The organism is Novosphingobium ginsenosidimutans, assembly GCF_007954425.1.
GTDB classification, from domain to species: Bacteria; Pseudomonadota; Alphaproteobacteria; order Sphingomonadales; family Sphingomonadaceae; genus Novosphingobium; species Novosphingobium ginsenosidimutans.
The window spans coordinates 612,204-632,193 of record NZ_CP042345.1 but is presented as its reverse complement, the minus strand read 5'-3'; the positions used below and the strand labels follow the sequence as shown (position 1 = coordinate 632,193).

Here is a 19,990-nt window from a genome sequence, read left to right as displayed (position 1 = left end):
GCGCTTCCTAAGGCGCAGACGCCGCGCTCGCTAGTGGACTTTTCACCACATTGCCGCCAAAGCCGCAGCACTATGTCGTTCAACACCTTCGGCCGTCTGCTGCGTTTCACCACCTGGGGCGAAAGCCACGGGCCGGCGTTGGGCGCCGTGGTTGACGGCTGCCCCCCGGGGCTGGCGATCAGTGAAGCGGTGATTCAGCCGTTCCTCGATGCACGCCGTCCGGGCCAATCTAAGTTCACCACCCAGCGGCAGGAGCCGGACGCGGTGCGGATCCTCTCCGGCGTGTTTGAGGGCAAGACGACCGGCACGCCGATCAGCCTGATGATCGAGAATGTCGATCAGCGCTCCAAGGACTATTCGGAAGTCGCCAAGGCCTATCGCCCCGGCCATGCCGACTATGCCTATGACGCCAAGTACGGCTTTCGCGATTATCGCGGCGGCGGGCGCAGCTCGGCGCGCGAAACGGCGGCGCGGGTCGCCGCCGGGGCCGTCGCCCGGCTGGTGATCCCGGAAGTGGCGATCATTGGCTATGTCGCCGAAATCGGCGGCGATGCGATCGATCTGGCCAACTTCGATGCGGCTGAGATCGGCAACAACCCGTTCTTCTGCCCCGATGCCAAGGCTGCGGCGCGCTGGGAAAAGATCGTCGACGACGCGCGGCTGGCCGGGTCTTCGGTCGGCGCGGTGGTTGAATGCGTGGCCACTGGCGTTCCCGCCGGTTGGGGGGCGCCGCTTTATGCCAAGCTCGATAGCGAGCTGGCCGCCGCGATGATGAGCATCAATGCGGTCAAAGGCGTCGAGATCGGCGATGGCTTTGCTGCCGCCCGCCTGCGCGGCGAGGACAACGCCGATCCGATGCGCCCGGGCGAGGGCGGGCCAGAGTTCCTGGCCAACCACGCTGGCGGGATCGCTGGTGGAATCAGCACCGGTCAGCCGGTCAAGGTGCGGGTGGCGTTCAAGCCCACCAGCTCGATCCTGACCCCGGTGGAAACGATCGACCGCGATGGCGGCGCGACCGAAATCCGCACCAAGGGCCGCCATGACCCTTGCGTCGGAATTCGCGGCGTGCCCGTGGTCGAAGCGATGATGGCGCTGGTCCTGGCCGACCAGAAACTGCTGCATCGCGGACAGTGCGGCTGAGTTTCACAGTAAGTCGTCGAAGGCCGCAAAAATCTGCTTGAGGCCGGCTGGCTGGTCCGCCCGGCGCAGGATCTCAAGGGCAGCCGCGATATTGAGCGCATATTCGCCAACCGAATCCGCGCTGCGACATTGCTCGGCCCCGAGCGAGCGAAGCAGGCGGATCGCAGGTCGGTTCTCTAGCAGGACCTGGGAGTCGAGGGTGGCAATGCCCTCCAGCCAGCAATGAATCAGGAGCACTGCCGACAGCATCCGCGCGAGACCTTGCCCATGAAAGTCATCAAGCACGGCGATGGCAAATTCGGCACGGGGACCGTTCTCCTCGGAACGGACGGCGTGAACCACACCGATTGCCTGGTGATCCGGAACGTCTGACAGAAGCGCGCCCCAAGCCAGGTGACGATGACCGTCAACATCGGCCAGCTTTTCAATCACGTGATCGGGCATGGTCGGGGCCGGGGTGAAGAACCGCAAGTAGCGCGAGCGATTGGAAAGCTGCGCCACGCCATCGCGCAGCCGCTCTTCATCGTCGGGGCGGACCGCACGAATGCAGATCGCGCGGCCGTCCTCCAGCCGGGTCTGAATGACCCGTTCGTCGAAATCGCTGCATTGCGGCACTTGTGACACGCGGGGCAGCTCCCTCGGCTCGGTACGGACTTAACCTCTCAGCACCGCCCCGAGTTTCGCCGCAGCCGTGGTGATCGCCTCGGCAATCGCCTTCAGCTCAGCCTCGGTATAGCTTTTTTCGGCGGGTTGCAGCGTGACCTCGACGGCCAGCGACTTCTGTCCCTCGGGCACGCCCTGGCCGCGGAAGTCATCGAACAGGCGGACGGCTACGATGTTCGCCTTGTCCGCGCCTTTGACTGTGCGAACGAGGTCACCTGCCGCAAGCTTGGCATCGACCAGGAAGGCAAAGTCGCGCGTTACGGCCTGCAGTGCCGGGGGCGCATAGGCGGCGCGGGCAAAGCCGGCGGCGCCGCGCTTGGCCGGGATGGCGTCAAGGAACAGCTCTACCGCAGCGACCGGCCCGTCGACATCGAACTGCTTGAGCAGCGCCGGATGCAGCATGCCGAAGCGGGCAAGGACTGTCTTGGGGCCAAGCCGCAAGGTGGCCGACTGGCCGGGATGGAACTGCGCACCGGCCTCGCCCATGACTTGCAGGTTGTCGACCGGCGCACCGGCTTCGGCCAGCAATGCCAGCGCTTCGGCCTTGGCATCGAAGGCGTCGAAGGGCACGGCCTTGCCGGTTGCCCAGCCGCGCGCGGCCTTCTCGCCTGCCAGAACGACGCCAAGAGTCAGCCGTTCGTCACTGTGGCCACCTTCGCCGCGCAGGTAGCGGCGGCCCAATTCGAACAGTCGCAGGCCGGCAGCACCGCGATCGCCGTTGCGCTTGGCGGCGGAGAGCAGGCCCGGCAGCAGCGAGGGGCGCATGACCTTCAGGTCTTCGCTGATCGGATTGGCCAGCGTCCAGAGGCCGCCGTTGCCGTCCGCAAAGGCCTCCGCCTGGTCTTCGGGCAGGAACGACCAGGTGACCGCTTCGTTGAGCCCGCGCGCGGCGGCAGCGCGGCGCAGCTTGCGCTCCAGCTTCTGCGCCAGGGTCGCGGTCGGCCGAGCGACGCCATCAACGCGGGGCAGCGCGACGCTGGCGACATTGTCGAGCCCATGGATGCGGACCACTTCTTCGACCAGATCGGCGGCGCCATCGACGTCCGGGCGCCAGCTCGGCACGGTCACGTTCCATTGCGCATCGGCATGGAAACCAAGCGCAGCGAGGATCTCGCGCTGGCGCTCGCCGGGAATGGCAACGCCGCCGAGGCCTTCCGACATGGCCGGATCATAGGCCACAACCTTGGTCCCGGCGGGCGGATTACCGGCCTGGATCACTTCGCTCGGCTCCCCGCCGCAGATCTCCACGATCAGTTCGGTCAGGATTGCAAGACCGGCATCGAGGAAGGCTGGATCGAGACCGCGCTCAAACCGGGCACGGGCATCCGAGGTCAGGTTGAGCGCACGGCCGGTTTCGCCGATCCGCACCGGATCGAAATAGGCCACTTCCAGCAGCACGTCGGTCGTCTCATCCGAACAGCCCGAATGCTCCCCGCCCATGATCCCGGCGATGTCGTGGACGCCAATGTCATCGGCAATGACGGTCATTGCCGCAGTAAGCGTGTACTCCTTGCCGTTAAGCGCCAGCACCTGTTCGCCATCCTGGGCGCGACGGGCGAAGATCGCACCGGTCAGCTTGGAAAGGTCATAAGCGTGGGCCGGGCGGCCATAGGCCAGCATGACGTAATTGGTGATGTCAACCAGCGCCGAGATCGGCCGCTGACCAGCGCTGAGCAGGCGGTCCTGCATCCACTGCGGCGAGGCGCCGTTCTTCACGCCGCGGATCGCGCGGCCGAAGAAGGCCGGGCAGCCTTCCGGATCGTCGGTGCGGATCGGCAGCGGGCAGGGGAAGCTGCCGGGTACTGCCTGAACCGCGATCGGCTTCAGCGTGCCGAGACCGGCCGCCGCCAGATCGCGGGCAATGCCGTAGACGCCCATGCAGTCCGGCCGATTGGGCGTGATTGCCACGTCGAAGACCGGATCGGTGCCATGATAGTCGGCAAAGTCGGTGCCAACCGGCGCATCGGCCGGCAGCTCGATAATCCCGTCGTGATCGTCGCCCAGCTCCAGCTCGCGGGTCGAGCACATCATGCCGTTGCTCTCGACGCCGCGGATTGCGCTCTTCTTGAGTTCGAACCCGCCGGCCGGGACTACCGCACCCGGCAGGCCGAGCACGCCGACCAGGCCAGCGCGGGCATTGGGCGCACCGCAGACAACCTGCAGCGGCGTGCCGTGACCGGTATCGACGGTGAGGACCTGCAGCTTGTCGGCATTGGGGTGGCGCTCGGCGGTCAGCACCTTGGCGACCTTGAATCCGGCGAGCTTGGCGGCGGGATCCTCGATCCCCTCCACCTCAAGCCCGACGGCATTGAGCTTGGCCGCGATCTCCTCGACCGAAGCCGAGGTGTCGAGGTGGTCCTTGAGCCAGGAAAGCGAGAACTTCATTGCGCCGCCCTCCTCAAGCCGCAGTGCCGACGCCGCCCGACAGGGTCGGGACGTCGTTGGGGTTGAAGCCATAGTGCGACAGCCAGCGAGCATCGCCATCGAAAAAGGCGCGCAGGTCATCCATGCCGTATTTCAGCATGGCCAGGCGATCGACGCCGACGCCGAAGGCAAAGCCCTGCCACTCATCGGGATCGAGTCCGCCCGCGGCGATGACCTTGCGGTTCATCATCCCGCTGCCGAGCAGTTCCATCCAGCCATGACCCGGCGCATCGCCTGAACCGCCGAGCACGCGCCTGCCACCCACCAGCGCGAAGCCGACGTCGACTTCAACCGAAGGCTCAGTGAAGGGGAAGTAGCTGGGGCGGAGGCGCAGAACGATGTCATCGCGCTCGAAGAAGGCCTTCAGGAAGGTCTCGAGCGTCCACTTGAGGTGGCCGAGGTGAATGCCGCGATCGATCACCATGCCTTCGACCTGGTGGAACATCGGCGTGTGCGTGGCGTCGCTATCGCTGCGATAGACCCGGCCCGGGGCGATGATCCGGATCGGCGCGCCCTGTTCGATCATCGCCCGGATCTGGACCGGGCTCGTGTGGGTGCGCAGCAGCATGGCGCGGCCTTCCGCGTCCTTGTCGGGGAAGTAGAAGGTATCGTGCATGGCCCGGGCCGGATGGCTTTCCGGGATGTTGAGCGCGGTAAAGTTGTGCCAGTCGTCCTCGATCTCAGGACCGGTCGCGACGGCAAAGCCCAGGTCGGCGAAGATCTCGGCCAGTTCGTCCATCACCTGGCTGACGGGATGGACCGACCCGCGCGGTGCCTCGGGGGCGGGCAGGGTCAGGTCGACGGTCTCGTTGGCCAGGCGTGCTTCGAGGACGGCAGCTTCAAGCGCCGCTTTGCGGCTGGCGAGCGCATCCGTCACGCCCTCGCGCAGGGCATGGATCTGCGGTCCGACGCTCTGACGCTCTTCTGGCGACATCGTGCCCAGGGTCTTGAGCAAGCCCGAGATGGAACCCTGCTTGCCCAGAAACTCGATCCGCAAAGCTTCCAGCGCGTCGAGATCCTGCGCGGCGGCAATGCGTGCCAGCGCCGCTTCACGGGTGCTTGCGTAATCCACTGGTTTGGGCCCTGTCCTTTGCTTGGAATGGCGCCTTTAGCGGCCTTGCAGGCAGGGTCAAAACCGAATCTGCTATTTGATCGGAGTGGTCGCTCCGGCCGGCACGTCGAGCGTCTGCACAGCGGCGCCGTGGACGCGGGCACGCTCGTACATGAAGCGTTCCAGCACGGGATGTGGCATGGCCGCATATTGGCGCGGGCTCATGCCCATGAACTCACGAAAGTCGCGCACGAACTGGGCCTGGTCGTGGTAATGTTCATCGATCGCGCCGATCCACTTGCGCGAGCGATCGAGCATGAACTGAGCCAGGCTGCGCATGAAGCGCTGACGGCGCAGCAGCAGCTTGGGTGGAAAGCCGAAGTGGCGCAGGCAGGCCCGCTCGACCGTGCGCTGGCTGGTGCCGATCCGCTGGACCATATCGGTAACGGTTGCGACCTCAGGATCGACCAGGGCGGCGTGGATCGCCAGGATCCGGGCTTCCTCGTCCTGATCGATTGGGGGGATCGCGTCGAAGAAGGCGATGATCCGGGCTAGCTCTTCCGCCTCGTCCTCAACACGCAGGGTCAGGCTGTGGGCCAGCGACCGGAAACGGGCGAAGCTAACGTGGCGGTTTCCGTCAGCGATCAAATTGGCATGGTCGGCAGCGGGCTGGCCAATGAACCGGGCCCAGCCCAATGGCATGAGCCCGATCCCCCAGAAGCGCGTCTGCCCCAGCTTAAAATTGGTCGAGCGCGTGCTGGGGCCGGTGGCGACGAAACGCGCATTCTCGACCCGGTCCCCGTTTTCAATCCAGGCCTGGGGCCGCTCTCCGCCAAAGAAGCGCAGGTTGGCCCATTCGGGCTGGAGCGCGTCGGTCACAACCGCGCCAGGGGGCACGTCGATCTCGGTCAAGTAGAACGACGTGAAGCAGGCCTGCAGCGTTGGCGGCGGTGCGTGGAACCGAACCTTGACGGCTACGTCGGCAGGGAGAGCGTCGGGCATCAGGGGCGATGCAGAACCTGGACCGCTGCCCCGGCCGCTGCCTCACGCGCCTTGGCGGCAGCACCAAGGACCGGATGTTCCAACGCGGCATAGGTGCTGGGGCTCATGGTCATGAAGCGCTTGAAATCGCGCACGAAGTGGGCTTGATCGACATATTGGCAGTCCAGCGTCTTGATCCATGACAGCGAGGGATCAAGCAGAAATTGCGCCAGGCTGCGCAGGAACCGCTGGCGGCGCAGCAACAGCTTGGGTGAAAAACCGAAGGCGCGCAGCGAGAGCCGTTCAAGCGAACGCGGCGATAATCCGATCTTGTCGGCCAGTTCGCTGACAGTGCCCGAATCGAGATCGACCAAGGCGGCGTGGGCTGCCTTGATCCGGATTTCGTCTTCAGCTGGCGGACGTTGGTCAAGCAGCTGCAGCAGGAAGCTATCGATCCGCTGTGCTTCGCCCGCCGGGTCGGGCGCGCCGGCGAAGATCGTGTCGAGCAGCGGAGCAAAGTGGGCATAGGCCTGGCTCGTCGCGCCATCCACCGACCGATCGGCCAGCGCCGCGGCGTCGCTGCCGACCAGACGGGCCCACCCGACCGGCAAGAGACCGATCCCCCAGCTGCGCATCGGACCAGTCCGGAACCGGGCAGCCTGGCTGGTCGGCCCGGTAGCGATGAAGTGCGGCATCGGTTGAAGCGGCTGTGAGCCGATCGCTGCTTCCCAGCTATCGTTATGGGCAAACCGCAGGTTGGCCCACTCGGGATGGAGCCAGTCCTCGATCCGGTCATCGGCGGCGATATCCACCTCGGTTAGGTAGTAGGTGGTGATATAGGGCGCCAATGCCGGCGACGGCATGAAGAAGCGTACGCGCACCGCTTCGCCCAGTCGCTGGCTACTCATGGCTAGTGAATCACCCCTGTTTCCCGTGCTCGCAACGGGATTGGAGCGAGTGTTGCATTCGTGGCCCCTGCTCGCAAGCCTTTCAGGCCTATCACCTCTATACGAAACGAAAAGGGCGCGGACGGCTTGCCGTCCGCGCCCCTTGCGCTGTGGCAGCTGCCTGCGGCTTAGGCCGGCAGGGCAGCCTTGGCCTGCGCGATGATGGCAGCGAAGACGCCGCCTTCGTTCATCGCCAGATCGGCCATCGACTTACGATCGAGTTCGATCCCGGCCAACTTCGCGCCATGGATGAACTGCGAATACGACAGGCCTTCGGCGCGGACGGCAGCGTTGATGCGCTGGATCCACAGGGCGCGGAAGGTCCGCTTCTTAACCTTGCGGTCGCGATAGGCGTACTGGCCGGCCTTTTCGACGGCCTGACGGGCAACGCGAATCGTGTTCTTGCGGCGGCCGCGGTAACCCTTGGCCTGATCCAAAATCCGCTTGTGCTTGGCTCGGGTGGTAACACCCCGCTTGATACGGCTCATCTTTCAGTACTCCTCAGTTGAGCCCGTAGGGCGCCCACTTCTTGATCGTCTTCGCATCGGCGTCGGAAATGACGTCGGTGCCGCGATTCTGGCGGATGTACTTGCCGTTATGGCTGATCAGGCGGTGGCGCTTGCCGGCAACTCCGTGCTTCACCTTGCCAGTGGCGGTGAGCTTGAAGCGCTTCTTGACGCCGCTCTTGGTCTTGAGCTTGGGCATTTTCGTCTCCTTGTTCGAGACACGTCCAACCGGCCATGGCAGCCCTTGTAAGCCAGGCAGGTCATCGAATCCGTGTCAATTAAGGGCGCGCCCCTAAGCGGGAATCGCCGCGAAGGCAAGGCCTAAGCGCTATCGCGGCCCTGGAATTCCGGCAGGTTCTGCGTTTTCAGCCAGGCGCGAAAGTCGCCGCCGGGGATTGGCAAGGCATCTGCTGGCGGGGCCCCATTCATGCGATAGACCGTCACCAGCTCGCCGCTTGTCAGCGTCCGCGTCTCGCGCAGGTACCACGACGTTTCGGGCGAGGCGGGGTCAAACTCCTCGTAGCGGTCGAGCGCGGCAAGGTCCTCTGCCGAGAATTCCGGACCCGCGGCATAGACCTGGCCGTACACTTCGCCATCGCCGGGGACCAATGCAGGTAACCATCCATCGGCATCGGGCACAGCGACGAGTGCGCCCGTGATCCGGCCCGGTCCTTGCGGAACCAGACGGCCATGGATCGCGGCGATCGCGGGATTGAGATTGCCGGCCTGGAGCGTGCCGTAAAAGAAGAAGCGCATCCGGTGGTGTTGGCAAAGTGCGCGCCATCCGCCAAGAGCATTGCGATGTCCGACCGCCTGATCCTGACCCTGTCCTGTTGTGACCGCCCCGGAATCACCGCCCGGGTAACCGGGCTGCTGTTCGAGCTGGGCGGCAATATCCTTGAGGCGCAGCAGTTCAACGATATCGCCGACCGACAGTTCTTCATGCGCGTGGCCTTTGCCCCCGGCAGGACTAGGCTTGATGCCTATAGCGCGGCGGTGGACGGGCTTGCCAGCAAGCTCGGGATGCGCTGGACCTTGCGGGCGGCCAGCGACCGGCGCCGGGTGCTGATCCTGGTCAGCAAGTTCGACCATTGCCTGTCCGATCTGCTCTATCGTCAGCGGCTGGGCGAGCTGGCAATGGATGTGGTGGCCGTTGTCGGCAACCACCCGCGCGATGCTCTGGCGGCCAGCCTGCCGGGGGATCTGCCCTATCATCACCTGCCGATCACGCCCGAGACCAAGCCGCAGCAGGAAGCCGCCTTGCGCAACCTGATTGCCGAAACTGGGGCGGAGCTGGTTGTTCTGGCGCGCTACATGCAGGTTCTTTCGGACGACCTGTCAGCCCATCTTGCCGGGCGCTGCATCAATATCCACCACTCGTTCCTGCCCGGCTTCAAAGGTGCCAAGCCCTATCACCAGGCCCACACGCGCGGGGTCAAGATGATCGGCGCGACGGCACACTATGTGACCGCCGATCTCGATGAAGGGCCGATCATCCACCAGGATGTCGAGCCGATCAGCCATGCCGATGCGCCCGATGACCTGGTCCGCAAGGGCCGCGATATCGAGCGGCGCGTGCTGGCCGAGGCGGTGCGCCTGCATTTGGAAGACCGCGTCCTGCTGAACGGCAGCCGCACGGTCGTGTTCCGCAGCTAGGGAGAGAGCGATGCCCGGAGTCTGGTTTGACGAACTGTCGGTGGGCCAGCGGTTCGATCATGCGATCCGCCGCACAGTGACCGAGACGGACAATGTGCTGTTCACTACCCTTTCGCACAATCCGGCGCAGCTGCATCTGGATGCCGAGTACATGAAGGGCAGCGAATATGGCCAGGTGCTGGTCAATTCGTGCTTCACGCTCAGCCTGATGGTCGGCGTCAGCGTGGGCGACACGACTTTGGGCACGGCAGTCGCCAACCTCGGCTGGGACGAGGTGCGGTTTCCAAAGCCGGTCTTCATCGGCGATACGCTCAATATCGTGACCGAAGTGCTGGAGCTGCGGGGATCGAAGTCGCGGCCCGACGCCGGCATCGTCACCTTCCTGCATCAGGCGTTCAACCAGCGCGGCGAACTGGTCGCTTCGTGCAAGCGCTCTGGCCTGCAGCGCAAGAAGCCGGCCGCCTGAACCGCCACGGGTTTGCGCCGCCCGGCGATTGCGATAAGGCGGCGAAGCAACAGGGAGCTTGGCGCGCAGATGGCCGGAACGATCCTCGTCCTCAACGGACCCAACCTCAACCTGCTCGGCACGCGCGAGCCGGAGGTCTATGGCCACGCAACTCTGGCTGACGTCGAGGCCCTGTGCCGCGCCGAAGCCGAAGCAGCGGGGTTCACGATCGATTTCCGTCAGACCAACGCCGAACATGAAATGGTCGAGTGGATCCAGCAGGGCCGGACGGGTCTGGCCGGCATGGTTATCAATCCGGCCGCCTTTTCCTATGCGGGCTTTCCGGTGCTTGATGCACTCAAGCTGGTCGAATGCCCGGTGGTGGAAGTCCACATCTCCAACATCCACCGCCGCGACGAGGCCTGGCGCAAGGACACCATCATGACCGCAGCGGTAACGGGCGTGATCTCTGGCCTGGGGATCGCCGGCTATGGCCTGGCGGTGCGCTATCTGGCGGGGCAAGGCCGCAACTAGCGCTGGCAGGGACGGAATCGGCCAGGACCCTTGGCGGAAAAGCATAACATTCCAGCGTTATTCCATGACGGCCCAATTCTGACCATCATTCTAACCCGAGTCCTGCAGGAACCGCCATTGCGCCCCGTTTGCTCGCGATTTGTAAGCGCCGGTCATAATCTCGTCGCCGGGTTGTCCGCAGAGCATCATTTAGATCACATCGCGGCGTAACACTGCCCGCCTAACCCGCCCCCGAACCAAACCTGGATGGGGGTACTATGCGTAATCTGATTGCCGTGCTGCTTGCTTCGACTGCTCTGCTTTCGCAGGCTGCCTGGGCCGAAGAAGTCGAAGAGGAAACTGCCGCCGCTGCTGACGAAAGCGAAATCATCGTCTTCGGACAGGGCGAAACCAAGCAGGTCCAGGAAGTGGGTGCGCGCGACATCGCCGTGCTGCTGCCGGGAACCAGCCCGCTGAAAGCGATCGAGAAGCTGCCAAGCGTGAATATCCAGTCGGCGGATGCCTTCGGCAACTACGAATGGTCGACCCGCGTCACGATCCGCAGCTTCAACCAAAACCAGCTGGGCTTCAACTTTGACGGCATTCCGCTGGGCGACATGAGCTATGGCAACCACAACGGCCTGCACATCAGCCGCGTGGTAAGCCCGGAAAACATCGGCACGGTGCGCGTGACGCAGGGTTCAGGATCGCTCGGCACCCAGTCCACCAACAACCTTGGTGGTACGGTCGAAACGTTCTCGATGGATCCGCTCGATCGTCTCGCGGTCCAGGCCAATGGTACTTACGGCAGCGACAACACGATTCGCGGCTTCGTGCGCCTGAACGCGGGTAGCGCGGACGGTGTGCGCGGCTTTGTCTCCTATGGCTACGGCTCGACCGACAAGTACAAGGGCGAGGGCAAGCAGGACCAGCACATGGTCAATGCCAAGGTGGTTGTGCCGCTTGGTGAAGCGACACTCGACGGTTGGTTCAGCTTCTCGGACCGGCGCGAGCAGGATTATCAGGACATGTCGCTCGGGATGCTGGCGCGGCTGGGCTACGATTCCGACAACCTTTATCCAGACTATGCGCTGGCGATCCGCCTGGCTGACATTGGCAACAACCGCGGCGAAACCGGCGCGCCGGTTTCGAACGCCGCTGCGGGTACGGTCTATCCGGGCAACTACACCTCGGTCGACGATGCCTACTACGATGCCTCGGGGCTGCGTCAGGACACGGTCGCGGCGCTGGGCTTCAAGAGCCCGGTGGGTGATGATGTGAAGGTCGCACTGCGGGCCTACTACCACCACAACAAGGGCATGGGCCTGTGGGGCACGCCCTATGTACCAAGCCCCAACGGTGTTCCCATCTCGATCCGCACGACCGAGTACAAGATCGATCGCGGCGGTCTGTTTGGCCGGATCGACTGGGATGCCGGCATGAACAAGCTGTCGGTCGGCGGTTGGTATGAAACCAACAGCTTCAACCAGGCGCGTCGTTTCTATGACCTTGAAAGCCGGACCAACCCGGGCCGCTCGTTCCGCGAATATCCTAAAAATCCGTTCTTCACCCAGTGGGAGTTCGATTTCGACACCGAGACGCTGCAGTATTTCGTTGAGGATCGGATCGACCTGGGACAGCTGAAGATCAACCTTGGCTGGAAGGGTTTCAAGGTCACCAATGAGGCCACTGCCGTCGTCGCCGCAAGTTTCCCTCAAGGTAAGATCGGCGTGACCGACTGGTTCCAGCCACATGTTGGCGCGAACCTCTCGCTGGGCGGCAATGCCGAACTCTTCGCCGGCTTCACCCAGGCCACCCGCTCGTTCGCCTCGGCCACGACGACGGGTCCGTTCTCGACCAACCAGACCGGCTTCAATGCCATCGTCAATACGCTCAAGCCCGAAACCTCGGACACCTATGAGCTGGGCGCGCGTTACAACAGCTCGGTGCTCAACGGGGTGGTCGGGGTCTATCTGGTCAACTTCAAGAACCGCCTGCTCTCCGCCGCCAGCGGCCCGAGCATCGTCGGCAGCCCCTCGGTGCTGCAGAACGTCGGGGCGGTCCGCTCGGTCGGGTTCGAGGCTGTCGGCGACCTGAAGCTTGGCGGCGGGTTGGGCCTGTTCGCTTCCTATAGCTACACTGACGCTACCTACCGCGACGATGTCCGCAACATCTCCGGCACCTTGCTGGCAGCTATCAAGGATAAGACGGTGGTGGACTCGCCCAAGCATATGCTGCGCGGTGAGTTGACTTATGATCAGGGTCCGATCTTCGGGCGGATCGGCGTGAACTACATGTCGAAGCGCTACTTCACTTACACCAATGACCAGTCGGTGCCGGGCCGGGCGATCGTCGATGCCTCGATCGGGTACCGGGTGACCGACGGGATCGAGGTTCAGCTGAACGCGACCAACCTGTTCGACAAGCAGTACCTGGGCACCATCAATTCTGGCGGCACGGGCAACAGCGGGGATCGCCAGACCCTGCTGGTGGGCGCGCCCCAGCAATTCTTCGTCACGCTCAAGGCCGGGTTCTGATCCGGATTGGGTTCCCTGAACTGGGGCGGGGCAGATCTGTCCCGCCCCTCTTTTGACCTTTGCGACCGGCAGCAAGTGCGGCAAGCCAGCAGCCGGATTTTACGCAGGAGCATCCGATGCGCAAGCCCGCTTCCGTTACCCGCCGTACGACCTTGGCCGCAATTTCGGCCACCGCCGCCGTAGCTGCCTTGCCCACATTGGCACGAGCGGCGACGGGCGGGGCCGAGGTATTCCGCCACGGAGTGGCCAGCGGCGACCCCGATGCAACCAGCGTGGTACTTTGGACGCGGGTAACCGTTTCCGCGCCGCTGGAAGTCGAGTGGGAAGTGGCGAGCGATCCACGCTTCGCCCGCATCGTGCGCCAGGGTCGGGCTAGTGCCGGGCCGGAACGTGATTTCACGGTCAAGGTCCTGGCCGAAGGGTTGGAGCCCGGCGGGCGCTATTTCTATCGCTTCAGGGCGGCTGGCGTCACTTCGCGGGTAGGGCAGACCCGCACCCTGCCGGTGGGGCGGGTCGAGCAGCTGGGCATCGCGCTCGCGTCATGCTCCAACTTCGCCTTCGGCTATTTCAACGCTTACGATGCGATCGCGCGCGACGGGGCGGTCGATTTCGTTCTGCATACTGGCGATTATATCTACGAGTACGGCGCGGATGGCTGGGGCGGGGACATCGCCCGCCAGATCGGCCGGGTGCACGAGCCGGCGAACGAGATCGTCTCGCTCTTCGACTACCGGACCCGCCACGCCCAGTACAAGACCGATGCTGGTTCGCAGGCGATGCTTGCCGCCAAGCCGCTGCTGGCCTGCTGGGATGATCACGAAAGCGCGAACAACCCCTGGACCGGCGGGGCGCAAAACCACCAGCCGGACAAGGAAGGCGATTGGGTCGATCGGCGGGCTGCGTCAATCCAGGCCTATTTCGAGTGGATGCCCGTGCGCGAACCTGGTCCTGGCCGGACACGGATGCAGTTCTGGCGGACCTGGGTGTTCGGCGATCTGGCGACGCTTGCGACCCTGGAAACTCGCCATACCGCCCGCGCCAGGCAGATCGACTATGATCCGTACCGCAAGACCATCACCAGCTATGCCGCCGCGCGCGAAATGGAGCGTGACACCTTCGGCGCGGTTGGCCGCGCCATGCTGGCGCGCGAACTTGAGGCCGACCTGACGGCCGCCTGGACCCAGTCGAAGCTGGGCAACCTGCCGTGGCGGCTGATCGGCAATCCCATGCCGATTGCCCGCACCCGCGTTCCCGATGTGGTTGGACTTGGCTTGATTCCGGATCCGGCCAGCCAGAGTAAGCCGCTTTCGGCGGCGGTGGACATGGCGTGGAAAGGCAAGTGGAACCTGCCGTTCTATCCCGATACCTGGGATGGCTATGACTGGGCGCGCGAGCGGCTTTACAGCCAGGCGCGCGAAGCGGGTGTCGATGACCTGGTTTTCCTGACTGGTGACAGCCACAGCTTCTGGGCCAATCGCCTGGCCAATGCTGCTGGTCAGCCAATGGGCGTTGAGCTGGGAACCTCGGGCGTCACGTCTCCAGGCGATTTCATCGAAAGCGGGTTCGATCCGGCGACGGCCGCCAGGCTCGATGCCGCCTTCGCCGAGCACAATCCAGAGGTGGTCTGGACCGACAACCTGCACCAGGGTTACGTCCGCGTTGTGCTGACCCGCAACGAAGGCCGTGCCAGCTTTATCGCCATGAGCAACATCCGCAGCCAGCGCTATACGGCGCGCCCGGTGAGCGAATGGCGAATGGTGCGCGGCGATGCGGGGCTGGACCTGATCCGGATGTGACAAGGTGCGTCACAAACGTCTGATTTGTGTAAGCCATTTGTCGTCAAAGCGCCGTCACGGAGTCACGCAACAGCCGTAATGCCCGCCCCGCAACACACGTTTCGGGGAAACCATCATGACTTCGCTTCGCCGTTTTCGCGCCGTCCTGCTTTGCACCATCGGCACGCTCGCTCCGCTGTCCGCCGCCCAGGCCGAGGAAGCCGCCGAGGCTGATGCCGACACTATCGTTGTCACTGGGACTCGTCCGATCGCCGAATCCGAGGCTGCTGCGCTGAAGGTCCAGCGCGAGGCGGATTCGCTTGTGACGGTGGCGGCATCGGACTCGGTCGGCCGCCTACCCGACCAGAACGTCGCCCAGGCTGCCAGCCGCCTGCCCGGCATAGCCATTGAGCGCGACCAGGGCCAGGCCCGCTATATCTCGCTGCGCGGTGCGCCCAACTACTGGACCACACTAAGCTTCGACGGGATCAACGTCGTCAGCCCGGAAGGACGCGATGCGCGGTTTGACTCGGTCCCTTCGGCGATCGCGGCGCAGATCGTCGTGTCGAAGGCGGTGACACCGGACATGCCGGGCGAGACTGTCTCGGGCAACGTCAATGTCATTACCCGTTCCGCCTTTGACTATGGCGGGCTCCACGCCGCCGGCAAGGCCGGGATCGGTTTTGCCGAACTGGGTGACAAACGCGAATACGAAGGCTCGCTGGTCCTGTCCGACCGGCTGCCGCTGGGCGAGGGCGAGCTCGGGGTGCTGGTTTCGGCCAGCTATTACGAGCGCAACATGGTCACCGACAATTTCGAGAACGACTGGGAGCGCGTTGCGCAGGATCAGCGTCCAGGCGCCGCTACCCGCTTCTGGGTTCACGAGACCGAGAACAAGCTTTACCGCCTGACCCGTCGCAACTGGTCGGTTTCGGGCCGGCTGGACTGGAAGCCGGACAGCGCAAACACCGTTTCGCTGCGGTCGATCTACACGATCTTCACTGATGATGAGGCGCGCGACAATTACCGCTTCGATCTCGATGATCGCCAGGGTGACCTCGTCGCCGATCCTTCGGCCTGCACGATCACGCCCAACCCCACACCGACCACTTCGGGCTATGCCGATGTCTGCATTGGCAACACTCCGCTGAAGGGCACGATCTATGGCATCGATATCCGCCAGCGCAGCACGCTCCGCGCTTTTCGCCAGTCGATCTTCACCAACACGCTGGAGGGCAAGCATGACTTCGCCGATGGCTGGAATCTGGCCTGGCTAGCCAACTACACCCAGTCGAAGGACGACCGATCGGTGGTCGGCGAAATCGCCTGGGACAGTCCGTCGACGCGCGGCCTGCGCCCGACCGTGGGTTATGACTTCAGCGATCCGGGCTTTGCGCGGCTGACGCTGTTCAACACAGTGCAGTTGTCCAGCCCGACCCGCTATCAGGCCGGCACCCAGGTCACGGCGATCGACACCTTTGCCAAGACCCCCAGTTCGCTGACCGTGCTGGACGCGGTCGACACGACCGATGCCTACACCGGCAAGCTGGTCCTCTCGCGCGAGACCGCGTTGCTGGGCGGTGATGCTACACTCAAGCTTGGCTTCCAGTTTGATCAGCGCACCAAGGTAGTCGACGAAAACCAGATCCTGCTCAACACGGCGGCACAGCTGGCCGCGATTGCATTGCCCAGCGATTACAATGCTTTCTCGTTGTCCGATCCGTTCCTGGGCAAGATCGCGATGGGCTATACCTTCCGCTACTTCAACACCGACCTGATGCGCGCGGCGTCCGAAGCGGCACGCTCGCGCTTCACGGCCGTGCCGGTTACGGGCAACATCTATGACGTGCGCGAGCAGGTCTTTGCCGGGTTTCTGATGGGGACGGTAAAGTATGATTGGGGCAGCATTCTGGGCGGCGTTCGGGTCGAACACCTCAAGAACCGAGGCATTGCGACCGCCACGGTGGCTGGGGTTACGGGCCCGGTCACGGCCGAAGCCTCGCGCACCATGGCCTTCCCCAGCCTGCACCTCAACTTCAACGTAGACGATACGAAGAAGCTGCGCCTGTCATTCAACAGCGGTGCGGCGCGGGCTGACTATGACCAGCTGCGCCCGAACGTGACGATCAACGATGCCAACCAGGCGATTTCGGGCGGCAACCCGGCGGTAAAGCCGGAAAAAGCCTATGGCGTCGATGCTTACTTCGAATGGTACCTGCGCCCGCAGGGCTATCTGATGGCCGGGGTGTTCTACAAGAAGGTCAAAGACGTCCTCTATCGCCAGACCCGAACCTTTGGGTCGGATGCGCTCAACTCGGGCGGCATCGACCGGTCGGGCTATGTGTTCACCGGGATCACCAACGGGGGCGATGGCCGCGTTTACGGCTTCGAAGCGGCGGCCCAGCTGCAGCTCGAGCCGTGGACCGCGAACCTGGGTCTGCCCGAGTGGATGGGCGGATTCGGCATCAGCGCCAACCTGACGCTTAACAACAGCGAAGTGACCAAGCCGGCGATCGGCGCTATCCCGAACCGCAAGGTCCGCCTGCCGGGTACCTCAGACGTGGTCTATAACGTCGGCGGCTATTACGAGAAGTATGGCCTGTCGCTGCGCCTGCAGTACCAGCGTCGCAGCACCTGGCTGGACGGGATCGCCGATGACCTGGCCGATGGCGGCGACACCTATTGGGCTGCTGACGACGAACTAGATTTCTCGGCCCGCTATGCAATCACCAAGAACGTCGAAATCTACTTCGACGCCTCCAACCTGCTCAACAAGCCGGGCCGGCGCTATTCGGAGCCGGGCAATCTGCTGACCGCAACCGGTACGCCCAGCCCGACCACAACCAACCAGACGATCGAGTGGGAGCGTTTTGGTCGCCGTTACAGCGGCGGGATTCGGGTGAACTTCTGATGCGGGCAGTTCTGCTTGCCGCGCTAGTCTGGGCTGCGCCGGTCGCGGCCCAGACGGCGACAGTGGCCGCTCAGGGTGAAACTGTGCCGGTCGGAACGGCGCACGACGATGCGGCGGATGACCCGGCGATCTGGCGCAACCCCCGCCAGCCCGAGCGCAGCCTGATCGTTGCGACCGACAAGAAGGCGGGGCTCTACGTTTATGGCCTCGACGGGCAGGTGAAGGGCTTTACCGCAGCGGGACGGGTCAACAACGTTGCTCTTGTCGATATGGGCCGCAGCGGCGTGATCGTTGCAGCGAGCGACCGTAACGACGAAACCCGTGCGCTGATCCAGTTCTATCGGCTCGACACTCGGGCGGGAACGCTGACGCCGCTTGGCCGTGTCGAGGGCGGTGCTGGTGAAGCCTATGGCATCTGTCTGTGGCGGCAGGGTGGTGCGCTGAACGTCTATTCGGTCCTCAAGCACGGGACGATCCTTCACATCCGGGTCAAGCTGGACGGGCAACCCGTTGGCACAACCGCCCGGACGATGCAGCTCACCACTCAGACCGAAGGTTGTGTGGTCGATCCGCGCTCCGCGAAGCTCTACGTCGGTGAGGAAGATCGCGGCGTCTGGGTGTTCGATGCCAGGACGTCAGGCGGGCTGGAAGGCCAACTGATTGCCTCCGTCGATGGCACGCAGCTTGTTGCCGACGTTGAAGGTCTGGCGATCATGCCGCGCGGCGGCCGCGGCGGCTGGCTGGTCGTGTCGAGCCAGGGCGACAATGCCTTTGCCTTGTTTCGCCTGCCCGATCACCGCTTTGCCGGTCGCTTCCGGGTCACGTCGGGAAAGGTCGGCAGCGTCGAGGAAACCGACGGGATCGAGGTCCACCCCGGCAGCTTCGGCAAGAACTACCCAGGCGGTCTGTTCGTTGCCCAGGATGGGCACAACGAACCGGCGGCCCAGAACTTCAAACTGGTGGCCTGGCGCGATATCATCCGGGCGGTAAAAGCCAGCACCAAGGAATCCAAGCGATGATCGTCAGCCGCCGCGGCTTTGCCGCATCCAGTCTTGCGGCCCTGGCCATCGGCGGCTGGACTCGCGTCGGGCTGGCCCAGCAGGCCGAGAGCTATCGCAATGAAGTACCGGGTTATGGCCCCTTGCGCGCAGACCCGGCGGGCTATTTCGACCTTCCTGAAGGCTTCTCCTACCGCGTGCTGGCCAAGGCCGGCGAGCGGATGGACGATGGCTTCATCGTGCCGGACAATTTCGACGGAATGGGCTGCATCCCGCTCGCCGATGGGCGACTGGCATTGGTCCGCAACCACGAACTTAGCCTGGGCAGCGAATCCAAAGGTGCCGCTGGGGTTGATCCGGCGCTGGAGCAAAAGCTCGCCGCCAAGACGATATTCGACCGAGGACAGGGCGGACGCGTCCTTCCCGGCGGAACGACCACGCTGGTGCTTGATGCCAAGGGTGAACAGGTGCTGGGTCAGCACCTGTCGCTGGCCGGCACCTCGACCAATTGCGCGGGCGGCGTCACGCCTTGGGGATCGTGGCTCAGCTGCGAGGAGACCATCGTCACGGCCCCCAAAACCGGCACCTACCACGGGTGGGTGTTCGAAGTGCCCGCCGCTGAAACTGGCTTGGTCGACCCAGTCCCGCTCAAAGCCATGGGCCGCTTCCGCCACGAGGCGGCGGCGGTCGATCCGACCACCGGGATCGTTTACCAGACCGAGGATCAGGACGACGGCCTGTTCTATCGCTTCATCCCCAATGTTCCGGGCAAGTTTACCCAGGGCGGCAAGCTGCAGGCCCTGGCTTTCGCCGACGGCGGGCGTGACAGCCGCAACTGGAACGCTGCCGACTGGGCAATGGGTGCAAAGCGCGCGGTCAAGTGGATCGACCTTGAAGAGGTAGAGAGCCCGAATGACGATCTGCGTCAGCGCGGCTACGAAGCAGGCGCTGCGCGCTTTGCCCGAGGTGAAGGCATCCATCTTGGTCAGCGAAAGAAGGGCGGGGTGGAGTTCTTCTTTACCTGCACTTCGGGCGGGGCTGGGCGTTTTGGCCAGATCATGCGCTATGTCCCCTCGGCCGGTACCAGCCGACCCAGTCAGATCGAGCTGTTCCATGAGTCCACCGATCCCAAGCTGATGGACTATGCCGACAACCTGACGGTTGCACCCTGGGGTCACCTGATTGTCTGCGAGGATCGCAAGGGTGCGCAGATTAACCACCTGCGCGGCGTGACACCGGAAGGGCGGACCTATACTCTCGCCCGGCTCAATGCCGAAACCGAGTTGGCCGGGGCCTGCTTCTCACCTGATGGAAAGACCCTGTTCGTCAATGCCTATTCCCCCGGCCGCACGCTGGCGATTACCGGGCCGTGGCACAAGTTGGCCGGCTGATCGTCACCAAGCTGTAACATGGCTGTCCCATCTCTGCCGATGGGTCACACAG

General features: G+C 64.1%; 17 protein-coding genes. 9 read left to right on the top strand and 8 right to left on the bottom strand.

All coding sequences use genetic code 11. The annotated features are described in order from the left end of the window. Window positions 1–72: 72 nt before the first annotated feature. Window positions 73–1,140, top strand: coding sequence for a chorismate synthase (gene aroC, locus FRF71_RS03135; RefSeq protein WP_147089195.1), 1,068 nt, complete (start codon window positions 73–75; stop codon window positions 1,138–1,140). 3 nt (window positions 1,141–1,143) lie between these two features. Here the strand turns inward: aroC and FRF71_RS03130 are convergent, their stop codons facing one another. The 8 genes from FRF71_RS03130 to FRF71_RS03095 all read right to left on the bottom strand — a co-directional run bounded on the left by FRF71_RS03130 (window position 1,144) and on the right by FRF71_RS03095 (window position 8,468). Continuing rightward, window positions 1,144–1,764, bottom strand: a complete 621-nt coding sequence (locus tag FRF71_RS03130) for a GNAT family N-acetyltransferase (protein WP_238339390.1) — start codon at window positions 1,762–1,764, stop codon at window positions 1,144–1,146. Window positions 1,765–1,794: 30 nt separating this feature from the next. Beyond that, entirely contained in the window at window positions 1,795–4,188 is a 2,394-nt protein-coding gene (gene pheT / locus FRF71_RS03125) for a phenylalanine--tRNA ligase subunit beta (protein WP_147089194.1), read from the bottom strand. A 13-nt stretch (window positions 4,189–4,201) separates the two neighbouring features. After that, window positions 4,202–5,299: a phenylalanine--tRNA ligase subunit alpha gene (gene pheS, locus FRF71_RS03120; RefSeq protein ID WP_147089193.1), complete on the bottom strand. Its 1,098-nt coding sequence runs from the start codon at window positions 5,297–5,299 to the stop codon at window positions 4,202–4,204. A gap of 72 nt (window positions 5,300–5,371) precedes the next feature. Further along, window positions 5,372–6,280, bottom strand: coding sequence for a helix-turn-helix domain-containing protein (locus FRF71_RS03115; RefSeq protein ID WP_147089192.1), 909 nt, complete (start codon window positions 6,278–6,280; stop codon window positions 5,372–5,374). Continuing rightward, window positions 6,280–7,167 (bottom strand): helix-turn-helix domain-containing protein, encoded by an 888-nt coding sequence (locus FRF71_RS03110; protein ID WP_147089191.1) that lies wholly within the window; start codon window positions 7,165–7,167, stop codon window positions 6,280–6,282. Before FRF71_RS03110 ends, FRF71_RS03115 begins: the two co-directional genes overlap by 1 nt. Window positions 7,168–7,334: 167 nt before the next feature. Further along, a complete protein-coding gene (gene rplT / locus FRF71_RS03105) occupies window positions 7,335–7,694 on the bottom strand; it encodes a 50S ribosomal protein L20 (RefSeq protein ID WP_147089190.1) in 360 nt (119 codons plus the stop codon). A 13-nt stretch (window positions 7,695–7,707) separates the two neighbouring features. After that, window positions 7,708–7,911, bottom strand: a complete 204-nt coding sequence (rpmI, locus tag FRF71_RS03100) for a 50S ribosomal protein L35 (protein ID WP_067536462.1) — start codon at window positions 7,909–7,911, stop codon at window positions 7,708–7,710. A 122-nt stretch (window positions 7,912–8,033) separates the two neighbouring features. Next, entirely contained in the window at window positions 8,034–8,468 is a 435-nt protein-coding gene (locus FRF71_RS03095; RefSeq protein WP_147089189.1) for a gamma-glutamylcyclotransferase family protein, read from the bottom strand. A gap of 45 nt (window positions 8,469–8,513) precedes the next feature. Here FRF71_RS03095 and purU point away from each other — a divergent pair, with 45 nt between their 5' ends. The 8 genes from purU to FRF71_RS03055 all read left to right on the top strand — a co-directional run bounded on the left by purU (window position 8,514) and on the right by FRF71_RS03055 (window position 19,938). Continuing rightward, entirely contained in the window at window positions 8,514–9,368 is an 855-nt protein-coding gene (gene purU, locus FRF71_RS03090; protein WP_147089188.1) for a formyltetrahydrofolate deformylase, read from the top strand. Window positions 9,369–9,378: 10 nt separating this feature from the next. Next, the gene (locus FRF71_RS03085) at window positions 9,379–9,834 is read left to right on the top strand and encodes a MaoC family dehydratase (RefSeq protein ID WP_147089187.1); all 456 of its coding nucleotides are present in this window, start codon (window positions 9,379–9,381) and stop codon (window positions 9,832–9,834) included. 69 nt (window positions 9,835–9,903) lie between these two features. After that, entirely contained in the window at window positions 9,904–10,347 is a 444-nt protein-coding gene (locus FRF71_RS03080) for a type II 3-dehydroquinate dehydratase (protein WP_147089186.1), read from the top strand. A gap of 257 nt (window positions 10,348–10,604) precedes the next feature. Then, entirely contained in the window at window positions 10,605–12,863 is a 2,259-nt protein-coding gene (locus FRF71_RS03075; RefSeq protein WP_147089185.1) for a TonB-dependent receptor, read from the top strand. Between the two features lie 116 nt (window positions 12,864–12,979). Next, window positions 12,980–14,659, top strand: a complete 1,680-nt coding sequence (locus tag FRF71_RS03070) for an alkaline phosphatase D family protein (RefSeq protein ID WP_147089184.1) — start codon at window positions 12,980–12,982, stop codon at window positions 14,657–14,659. A gap of 115 nt (window positions 14,660–14,774) precedes the next feature. Next, window positions 14,775–17,549, top strand: coding sequence for a TonB-dependent receptor (locus FRF71_RS03065; protein WP_147089183.1), 2,775 nt, complete (start codon window positions 14,775–14,777; stop codon window positions 17,547–17,549). Beyond that, window positions 17,549–18,568, top strand: coding sequence for a phytase (locus FRF71_RS03060; RefSeq protein ID WP_147089182.1), 1,020 nt, complete (start codon window positions 17,549–17,551; stop codon window positions 18,566–18,568). The genes FRF71_RS03065 and FRF71_RS03060 overlap by 1 nt, the downstream gene beginning before the upstream one ends. Beyond that, complete coding sequence (locus FRF71_RS03055; RefSeq protein WP_147089181.1) at window positions 18,565–19,938, top strand: alkaline phosphatase PhoX; 1,374 nt, start codon at window positions 18,565–18,567, stop codon at window positions 19,936–19,938. The genes FRF71_RS03060 and FRF71_RS03055 overlap by 4 nt, the downstream gene beginning before the upstream one ends. Window positions 19,939–19,990 lie beyond the last annotated feature (52 nt).